This is a genomic window from Thermosipho sp. 1244 (genome assembly GCF_018588215.1).
Taxonomy (GTDB): domain Bacteria; phylum Thermotogota; class Thermotogae; order Thermotogales; family Fervidobacteriaceae; genus Thermosipho; species Thermosipho affectus.
Window position 1 is genome coordinate 23,083 of record NZ_LNGA01000021.1, and the last position, 6,900, is coordinate 29,982.

At 29.5% G+C, this 6,900-nt stretch carries 6 protein-coding genes; all 6 read right to left on the bottom strand.

Going from position 1 to position 6,900, the window contains the following annotated elements; translation table 11 throughout:
* Positions 1-5 precede the first annotated feature (5 nt).
* The 6 genes from AS157_RS04975 to ruvB are packed head-to-tail and all read right to left on the bottom strand — an operon-like array spanning position 6 to position 6,700.
* Positions 6-3,296: a YjgP/YjgQ family permease gene (locus AS157_RS04975; RefSeq protein WP_214494988.1), complete on the bottom strand. Its 3,291-nt coding sequence runs from the start codon at positions 3,294-3,296 to the stop codon at positions 6-8.
* On the bottom strand, positions 3,293-3,985 hold the full coding sequence (locus AS157_RS04980; protein ID WP_077289912.1) for a phosphate signaling complex PhoU family protein: 693 nt from the start codon (positions 3,983-3,985) through the stop codon (positions 3,293-3,295). The genes AS157_RS04975 and AS157_RS04980 overlap by 4 nt, the downstream gene beginning before the upstream one ends.
* Before the next feature lie 10 nt (positions 3,986-3,995).
* Positions 3,996-4,751 carry an NAD(+) kinase gene (locus AS157_RS04985; protein WP_077289911.1) on the bottom strand — a complete coding sequence of 252 codons (756 nt, stop codon included), beginning with the start codon at positions 4,749-4,751 and terminating at the stop codon, positions 3,996-3,998.
* A complete protein-coding gene (locus tag AS157_RS04990; protein ID WP_077289910.1) occupies positions 4,748-5,038 on the bottom strand; it encodes a YggT family protein in 291 nt (96 codons plus the stop codon). Before AS157_RS04990 ends, AS157_RS04985 begins: the two co-directional genes overlap by 4 nt.
* Positions 5,038-5,733: a YggS family pyridoxal phosphate-dependent enzyme gene (locus AS157_RS04995; RefSeq protein WP_077289909.1), complete on the bottom strand. Its 696-nt coding sequence runs from the start codon at positions 5,731-5,733 to the stop codon at positions 5,038-5,040. The genes AS157_RS04990 and AS157_RS04995 overlap by 1 nt, the downstream gene beginning before the upstream one ends.
* Positions 5,726-6,700: a Holliday junction branch migration DNA helicase RuvB gene (gene ruvB / locus AS157_RS05000; RefSeq protein ID WP_197023268.1), complete on the bottom strand. Its 975-nt coding sequence runs from the start codon at positions 6,698-6,700 to the stop codon at positions 5,726-5,728. Before ruvB ends, AS157_RS04995 begins: the two co-directional genes overlap by 8 nt.
* Positions 6,701-6,900 lie beyond the last annotated feature (200 nt).

The following is a 6,900-nucleotide window of genomic DNA, read 5'->3' on the forward strand; positions in this document are numbered from 1 at the left end:
CAAAATCAAAATATTCCAATACTCGGAGCATTTTCTTTAAAATCCCATCCCAAGAATTTTTCATCAAATTCTACAATATAGAACAACACAGAAAACTTTTTTACATCTTCAAAATCAAAGTTTCCATCATTATTAAAATTAAAACTTGATGAAAATTCAAACATCCAATGGTGTAACTTTTTTAAAAAGGTTAATTTTAAATCTTTAACTCTTTCTTCACTAAAATCATAATTTACCTCAAATCTCAAACCTGGATCAAAAGATTTTAAAGCTAAATTTAAGTACAAATTATCCAACTTGTAGGTTATTCCAAATGAATCCTTTCCCCTTTTTAAATTATACTTTATAGAATAAACAGAAGGTTTTGTAATATCGTTTTTTACGTAATTAAATTCCAAGATATTTAATATATCATTTAATTTAAAACTCCCCTTAAAATACGCATTTTTTATATAATTTTCTTCTATAGATTGTAATAAACGACCCTTTAACTTCTGAAAAGTGATAAAATGTGTTATTTCCTTAATTGGAACGTTATCATCGTGATAATATTTAAAAATAAGGCTATACTTTAATGAAAATTTAGAATTAAAGTAATTAACTTTCACAGTAGTAGGTAAAAGTTTTTGTGTTCCAAAGTCGTATTCGGAACTAAAATTCATAGAAAAATACTTTCCTAAAAAATACTTCAATGAAATTTTATCATTCAAACTCCTTTTTTTTAAAAAATCATATCCTTGAATTAATGAAAAAGTCATGCAATTCCCCTTAACGGATATATCCAAATTAAACTTGTTGTAACCTTCTCTTTCTGACCTAAAACTTTTCTTGTACGAATATTTTGGTTGGATCTCTAAAACTTTTAATTTTAGCTTTGAACTTAATTCATATATATCACTTAATTCTAAATCTAAATAATATTTATCAGTAAGTGCATTATAATAATTTAACTCAAAAGAATATTTAAACTTTGAATCAACAAACTCACTCTTGTACTCAAATGGTAATTTAAAAGAATGACTAACCCTACTTATATAATTATCGTTTCTTAAACTTCCACTAAGCCTTGTAGTGTACAACTTATCTTTAAAATAAAAATCGAAAATTCCTGTTTCTGAAATTGTAAAAGTCGAATTTTCAATTTCCTTTTTCATTTGCGTATTAAAATTCACATTATTGATATGAAAATTAAAAAAATATAATTTTTCATCTATATTTTTAATTGAGAAAAAATTATTAAGTACTATACTATTAACGTTTAAGATTAAACCTATATCATACCAAAAACTTTTTCCTTTAAAATTCAAACCAAATTTTTTACTCCACGTATTATAATTTAAAAGTCCATTGTAATAAAACGGATAAAGCTGGAACTTTAAGTTAGTATATTTTTCATTCCACCTGGTAATATAATTAAAATTTCTAAAATTTAAAGTCAGATATTGTTTCTTATAGTCCACATATAAAATGCTTCTTTTCTCATTTTGTATCTCGAAAATCAAATTCGAGCTTTCACCCGTCTCTAATTTTGTACTTAAAAGATAATTATCAACATACATATTATATTCTTGTTTAGTAGATAAATTAAAACCATTATCTAAAGAAAAGGAAAAAGAAAAAGGTGATTTATAATTTTTATCCAAATTCCAAAAATAAATTGGATATGGGAAAACGGGAAAATTTAATATTAACAAAACAGAATTTTCCGCAACTAAATATTTTCCCTCGTAAATATAAACGTCCAACGATTCCACCTTGTAATGTGGTTCTTTAAGTTCACAAGTTGTTACATACGCCTCGTTTAACAAAACTGTACTCGTATTATCCGTAAAATTTTCCGCACCAAAATATAAATCTATTTCCTTTTCTTTTGATTTATACTTTTCTATTCCCCTTACCTTTAAAGCATAGGAATTTTTTTCAGAAAAAAAATACTTTACATACCGTGCGTTATACTTCTTTCCTTCCTTAACATATTGCACATTTCCATATGCTTCTATTACCTTTGCTTTTGAATTTTCCACAAAAATAGTTGCTTCATCAGATATTAAAAGATTCTCATCCCAACTTATATGCACATTACCCATTGCATAAACTGATCCTTCATTATAAATCAAACTAGAAGCTTCCATATTCACAGTTTCTGAAAACATATTTCCAGAAATAAATACTACGAAAAAAAACACCAAGAACTTTGAGAATAATTCTCTAATTTTGTAAGCAAAAGGTGTGTCAAGCAAAAAAAACAAAAACACACCAACAGTTGCAAAAATCAAATTTGGAAACCAGGCTGCTAAAACAGGATCCATTAGATTTTCCTTCCCCATTGCAGAAATCCAAGCACCAGAACCTTGGTACAACACAACAATAGAAAAGGTAAAAATAACACTCCAAGACTTACTTTTTAATCCAAACAATAAAGACAATGGAACACCAAGAATGGCTATTATAAAAGGTCCAATTGAATTTGCATACCTACCATGTAATTCCACAATCCACGGTGCAGGATCAATACCCAACTTTTTAAAAGTTCTTATTTTATTTTTTAGTTCCTCACCTGTCATATCCCTAGGCGATTTTCCAAACCTCATAAGACTTTCCAAATCTTCTTTTAAATTTAATTTTATCCTTGAAAAATTAACATCCAATTTTAAAAAACCGTCATTATCAGTAATATACATTCTACCATTGATTAAAAACCACTTTGAGTCTTCCTTTATAACTTTTTGCGCGGTAATTATTCTCTCTTCATTTTTTACATTTTGAAAAAGAACAACATCGTATAAAATACCGTTAGACTGATCATATCTCTTAACAAAAAAATATTGAGAATCATCTATCTTAGTCAAGACATTTTCCCTAATGGAAATTTCTGGTTTTTTGTAAACATACCTAGATATAGTTTCCATAGCCTTATGATTAAAAGATGGAACTACTTGATCATTTAAATAAAATGCAAAAATACCAAATAAAATTGATAACATGAAAAAAGGATATACTAATTTTCGAGAGGGAATACCATGAACAAGTAGCGCTGTAATCTCCTTAGAATTGTATAACTGAGATAAAACCCAGAAAATGGAAAATAAAACCCCTACTGGAATTCCCATAGAGACAAAATACGGCAAGTTATAATATACAAGCTCAAAAAGCTTTAATATACTAACTCTATGCCTAACAATAATATCAGAAAGTTGATACAAAAGCTCAACACTTGCAAACAAAACAAAAGCCCCTACTCCCATTAAAAAAGGACCTATTGAAAGTTTTAAAACATACTTTGTTAAAACCTTCAAGTTTTATCCTCCAAAGACTCGATAGTATGCAATTTATCCTCGTAACATTTATATTGCCTACCGGTAATTATATACGATGTTGTTTCTACAATTTTTGTAGCAAGATCCGCTATCTCTTCTATCCTTTGTGATATCTCCAATAATATCAATGCCCTTTTTACATATTTTGAATCTTCCATCATATAGACCATCAACTCTTTTCTAATATCTTCAAAAAAATTATCTATTTCCGCATCCTTCTCACAAATTGATTCTGCTCCAGATACATTTTGATCTGCAAACATTCTCATACTCTCTCTTAACATAATCAAAGAAATTTTAGTCATTTCTGGAATCGTGATCAACGGTTTTAACTGTGGTTCTTTAATGAGTTCTAAAACTTTTTTTGCAATATCAAGTGTTTTTTCCGCAATCTCTTGAAAATAGCTTGAAATAACAAAGCTTCCCGTAACCATTCTAAGCTCTCTAGACATTGGCATCATGGTAGATAATATTATTAGAGCCTTCTCTCTTATTTTCATATCCATTACATTAATATCATTCTCATTTTTTAAAGCACTAAATGCTGCATCTTTATCCCTTTCTTTCAAAGCATTCAACACTTGATTTAACAAAGACTCAATTAACCATCCTTCTTTCAAAACCATTTTCTTCAAATCTTCCACATGTTCTTTTAATATCCAATCCATACCAACCACCCTATAAAAATTTTTTACCGTATCCCAACTTTTCCTTTATAGATTTTGAAAAATCATAATCCTTTGGTCTTAAAATTATTATCTTTTTCTTTGACTTTTTTATCTTAACTTCACTTACTTTACCAAATCCCATTCCATCCAAAACAAGATTTGACTTTTGGTTTAATTTAATAAACACTTCTTCACTATCCGGTATAATAATACTTCGTGATGCCAAAAATTGCGGAGCAACTGGTGTAATTACAAAAGAATTTACATTTGGAAGTAAAATAGGGCCTCCCAACGATAATGAATAACCTGTTGAACCGGTTGGAGTACTAACTATAAGCCCATCTGCATGAAAATAAAAGCTGCCATCTTGGAAAAAAACTTGTATATCCAACATCTTTTGAGTAGGATCTTTTATCAACAAAAGTTCATTTAAACTGTAAAACTTTTCAACTTTCAAAAAAAATCTTTTATCTTTTACAAAATTATTTTCCTTTAAATCAAACAAAAATTTCTCAAAATCTTCCAACGTATAACTGGATAAAAATCCCAATCGCCCACCTTTAAACCCCACCAAAGGATTTTTCACTTTATGCGCTGCTTTTAAAAATGTCCCATCCCCACCTAAGACTAACGTCAAATCCACTTCAATACTTAGCAATTTCTCGCTACAATAAACAACATCAAATCCCTCAAAAAGAAGATCTTTCTTAAATTTTTCGGCAATATCCTTTAACGTAGGTTTATAAAATATTCCTATAGTTTTCATTTCAACATATACCCCAAATCTATAATACTCTGTATTAAAAATCTATCCAAAAACACCAATATTACTATACTTATTAACGGCGAAATATCCACAGGTCCAATTCTTGGAATTAACCTTCTTACAGGTTTTTCCACAATATCTGCAACAGCTTGAAAATAATAATATATCCTTGAAGGTAAAGGAAACCAACTTAAAATAGCAGAGATAATAACAAAAAACATCTCAATATCTATTAAAATTCGCAAAGCTACCCCCAAGCCTATCAAAAAATTACCTAAAATAAACATTATCTCAACCTCCCATTTCTTTCTCCAAAAATCTTGCTACCAATTCTCAATATAGTTGCCCCTTCTTCAATGGCAATTAGATAATCATTTGACATCCCCATTGAAAGTTCCTTAATCTCTGGAAATTTTTTAAGGAGTTTTTCTTTTAAAAACTTTGCACTCCTAAATACACGCCTTATAGCCTCAACATCATTAGTAAAAGGGGCCATAGTCATTAAACCAATAATCTTTACATTTTCGAATTCATATGCCTTTTTTATAAAATCCTCTACTTCTTCACTTCTTAATCCTGCTTTGGTTGTTTCACCTGATAAATTCACCTGTACTAAAACCTTTTGAACCTTGTTAAATTTCGTACTTAATTTATTGATTTCTTTTATTTCCTCTAATCTTGTAACAGAATGGATTAATTCTGCTACCGGAACTATGTATTTTAATTTATTTAACTGTATTCTTCCAATAAAATGCCACTCTATATCATAATCTTTCAAAATTTTCGATTTATCACGTAATTCTTGCGCGTAGTTTTCACCAAATATCCTAACTCCAATTTCATACGCACTTTTAATTACATCTACTGGAAAAGTCTTGCTCACCGCAACAAGTTTTATTTCATCCTTTCTTCCAACTTCCAACATTTTACTTTTTATGCTATTTACTACTACCTCATATCTTTTCTTTAATTCATTACTCATCAAAAAGCCCCCTTTTTACATTTATTCCTAGATGTTTATACGCTTTTTGTGTAGCTATTCTTCCCCTGTGAGTACGTGCAATAAATCCACTTTGCAAAAGGTAAGGTTCGTAAACTTCTGAAATGCTATCTTCTGAGATACCAACAGATGCAGCTAGTGATTTCACACCAACTGGTCCTCCATTATACACCTCTATTATTGTTTTTAAAATTCTTCTATCAAGCTCATCTAATCCTTCTTCATCTATCCCCAAAAGTTCCATTATTTCTTCAACCATATGCATATCTATTGTAACTTTTCCACGTATTGTACTCATATCTCTGACCCTTCTTAAAAGTCTTAGAGCTATTCTAGGAGTCCCCCTTGATCTTCTTGCAAGCAAAATTGCAGCATCTTTATTAATCTCAACATTTAACACTGAAGCTGCTCTTTCAATTATCTTGCTTAATTCTTCTATTGAATAAAAATCCAATTCCATTATTAAACCAAATCTATTACGCAAAGGGGCACTTAACAAACCACTACGCGTTGTTGCACCAACCAAAGTAAAAGGTTGTAAATCTATCCGTATTGACCTAGCAGAAGGACCCTTCCCTATTAAAATATCAATCTGAAAATCCTCCATTGCCGTATACAAAATTTCTTCGACAGATTTATTCATTCTGTGTATTTCATCAATAAACAAAACATCACTATATTCTAAATTGGTAAGTATTGCAGCCACATCCCCTTGTTTTTCAAGTATTGGTCCACTTGTAACATGTATATTAGTTCCAAGTTCATTTGAAATTATATGTGCTAATGTAGTCTTTCCAAGCCCAGGAGGTCCCACTAACAAAACGTGGTCAAGTGCCTCACTTCTCATTTTTGATGCTTTTATCGCAAGTCCTAGTCTCTTTTTTATATTTTCTTGCCCAATATACTCATTTAATTTTTGTGGTCGTATTGTTTGTACATCATTTGGCATCTTTTCTGGATCAATTATCCTTTCAGAAATAATCACACCTCCTTATTGAAATGATACCATAAAAATTTGTATTAACAAATACCATTTTGGTATATAATATACTGAGTCTGTTTCAAAAATAGTAAGAGACTAATCCAAAATCAAAAAATAGATACAAAAATATAATAAAATACTTTTGAATTACCTTTGAATAACCTTTT